The organism is Microbacterium sp. BF1 (genome assembly GCF_019279095.1).
Lineage (GTDB): Bacteria > Actinomycetota > Actinomycetes > Actinomycetales > Microbacteriaceae > Microbacterium > Microbacterium maritypicum.
Genome location: NZ_JAGYWT010000318.1, coordinates 1 through 2865, shown reverse-complemented (window position 1 = coordinate 2865; position 2865 = coordinate 1). Strand labels below are relative to the sequence as shown.

The window sequence follows — 2865 nt, the reverse complement described above, 5'->3', positions numbered from 1 at the left end:
ATCGAGTCGTCGACCATCGCCGTCGATGAGGCGCGGGCCGCCCACGCTCTCGCGCTCGCCGCCGGGCACCGCAACGTCGACGCTCCGGTATCGGGAGGCGTGGTCGGCGCGGAGAACGGCACCCTCGCCTTCATGGTCGGCGGGTCGGACGACGACTTCGCAGCCGCCCTCCCGCTGCTCGAGGTCATGGGAAAGCGCATCGTGCACTGCGGCGGTCCCGGCCTCGGCCAGGCGGCGAAGGTGTGCAACAACATGGTGCTCGCGGTCTCGCAGATCGCGGTGGCCGAGGCGTTCGTGCTGGGGGAGCGGCTCGGGCTCGAGCATCAGGCGCTGTTCGACGTCGTCTCGCAGGCCTCGGGCCAGTGCTGGTCGATCACGACCAACTGCCCCGTGCCCGGCCCTGTGCCCACGAGTCCTGCCAACCGCGACTATCAGCCGGGTTTCGCCGGGGCGTTGATGGCGAAGGATCTCGGCCTCGCGCTGCAGGCGATCGAGCAGACGTCGACGGATGCCAGGATGGGCCGTCTCGCGCAGGAGATCTATGCCGCGTTCGCGGCCGGCGACGGCGCGGGGCGCGATTTCTCCGGCATCATCACCGACATCCGCGACGACCTCGTGTGATGATCGGTACTTCGACGGAGAGGGTGACATGACCGAGTACGAGACGATCCTGGTCGAGCAGCGCGGACGAGTCGGGTGGATCACCCTGAACCGTCCGGAGGCGCTGAACGCGTTGAACAGCCGGCTCGCGGAAGAGGTCACCGCCGCGGCCGTGGCCTTCGACGCGGACGAGGGCGTCGGCGCGATCGTGGTGACCGGATCCGAGAAGGCCTTCGCCGCCGGCGCCGACATCAAGGAGATGGAGGGCATGTCCGCGGTGCAGATGCTCGAGACCGATCATTTCGGGGTCTGGCACGAGTTCGCCGCGGTGCGCACGCCCGTGATCGCCGCGGTCTCCGGCTTCGCCCTGGATGGTTCCAGGAGATCTTCTGCGTGAAGAACCACTCGAACCAGCAGAACGTCTTCCCGCACCACTCCTTCCTGTGGGAGGGCATCGACGGTTCGCAGGTGTTCACGCACTTCCCCTCGATGGACACCTACAACTCGCAGCTCAGCGGCATGGAGGTCGCGAAGGCCGCTCGCCAGTTCAAGGAGAACCGTCTCAGCTCGCGGTCGATCGCCCCGGTCGGCTGGGGTGACGGCGGCGGTGGCACGACCCGCGAGATGACGGGCAAGGCCGAGCGCCTGCGCGACCTCGAGGGCAGCGCGCAGGTCGTGTGGGAGCACCCGGACGACTTCTTCGACGCCGCCAAGGCCGAGCTGCCGAACCCGGCGGTGTGGGTCGGCGAGCTGTACCTCGAGCTGCACCGCGGAACGCTCACCAGCCAGCACGCCACCAAGGCGCTGCACCGCTGGGCGGAGCACGCGCTGATCGAGGCCGAGCTGTGGGCCGCGACCGATGCCGTGCGCACCGGCGCCGCGTATCCCCAGGCCGAGTTCGACCGGCTGTGGCAGGCCGTGCTGCTGCACGAGTTCCACGACATCCTCCCCGGCACCTCGATCGCGTGGGTGCACCGCGAGGCTGTCGCCGTGCTGTCGGATGTGCTCTCGGACGCCCGCGACATCGCCGTCGCCGCCCGCCGTTCTCTCGCCGGCGAGGGTGATCGGGAGCTGCAGTTCGAGCCGACATCGGTCGGCCGCGGCCGCGCACTCGGGGCGGCCTTCGTGGTCGAGTCCACGGCGGCGCCCGTCTCGCTCACCGAGGAGGATGGCGGCTGGCGCCTGGAGAACGAGCTCGTCTCGGTGCTCGTCTCCGCCGATGGCCTGATCGTCTCGGCCGTCGACAAGGGCACCGGTCGCGATGCCGTCGCGCCGGGCAAGGCCGCGAACCTGTTCCAGCTGCACCAGGACTTCCCGAACATGTGGGATGCGTGGGACATCGACCGGTACTACCTGGGCAGCGTCGACGACCTCACGGCCGTCTCGTCGATCGAGGCCTCGATGGTCGGCGGCTCCGCCCGGATCGTGGTCGTGCGTCCGTTCTCGGAGTCGACCATCGAGCAGACGATCATCCTCCAGCCGGAGTCGCGCACCGTGCTGCTGCGCAACGAGATCGACTGGCACGAGACCGAGAAGCTGCTCAAGCTCGCCTTCCCGCTCGACGTGCAGGCCGCGCACACCGACGCCGAGACCCAGTTCGGCTATCAGTCGCGCGTCACGCACACGAACACCAGCTGGGAGGCGGCGAAGTTCGAGACGTCGATGCACCGCTTCGTGCTGGTGCGCGAGCAGGATTTCGGCGTGGCCCTGGTGAACGACTCGATCTACGGCTACGACACCTCGCGCGAGGTGTCCGACGACGCGGTCGCCACGACCGTGCGGCTCTCGCTGCTGCGGGCGCCGCGCTTCCCCGACCCCGACACCGACCACGGTCACCACGAGATCGAGGTCGGCTTCGTGATCGGAGCGGATGCCGCGATCGCGACGGCCGAGGGCATCCGGATCAACGCGCTTCCGAGCGTCGTGCGCGGTGAGCGCGAGGTCGAGCCCCTCGTGTCGGTGGAGGGAGAGGGCATCGTGGTGTCGGCGGTCAAGTTGGCCGACGACGGCTCGGGTGACGTGATCGTGCGCGTGTACGAGGCGCTCGGACGGCGTGCGGCCGGCGAGGTCTCTGTCGGGTTCGAGCACCGCGAGGTACGCGAGGTGAGCCTGATCGAAGACGACATCGACGACGCCAGGACCGGTGGCGAGCTGAAGCTGCGTCCGTTCGAGGTGCGGACGCTGCGCATCGTGCGCTGAGAGGGGCGGCCTGGTCGGGAATCGTCAGAGGGACGCGCGGAAGGCCTCGTAGTCGGCGAGCGACAC

At 69.2% G+C, this 2865-nt stretch carries 2 protein-coding genes and 1 pseudogene; all 3 read left to right on the top strand.

Translation table 11 applies throughout. The features are described 5' to 3' along the window. Positions 1-621 (top strand): NAD-binding protein (locus tag KZA10_RS11275; RefSeq protein ID WP_218682932.1); only part of this gene is annotated, 621 nt, incomplete at its 5' end. A 28-nt stretch (positions 622-649) separates the two neighbouring features. Further along, positions 650-976 (top strand): annotated as a pseudogene (locus KZA10_RS11270) (enoyl-CoA hydratase-related protein); the annotation flags it as partial. 17 nt (positions 977-993) lie between these two features. Beyond that, positions 994-2799, top strand: a complete 1806-nt coding sequence (locus KZA10_RS11265; RefSeq protein ID WP_374196581.1) for an alpha-mannosidase — start codon at positions 994-996, stop codon at positions 2797-2799. The last annotated feature ends 66 nt before the right edge of the window (positions 2800-2865 follow it).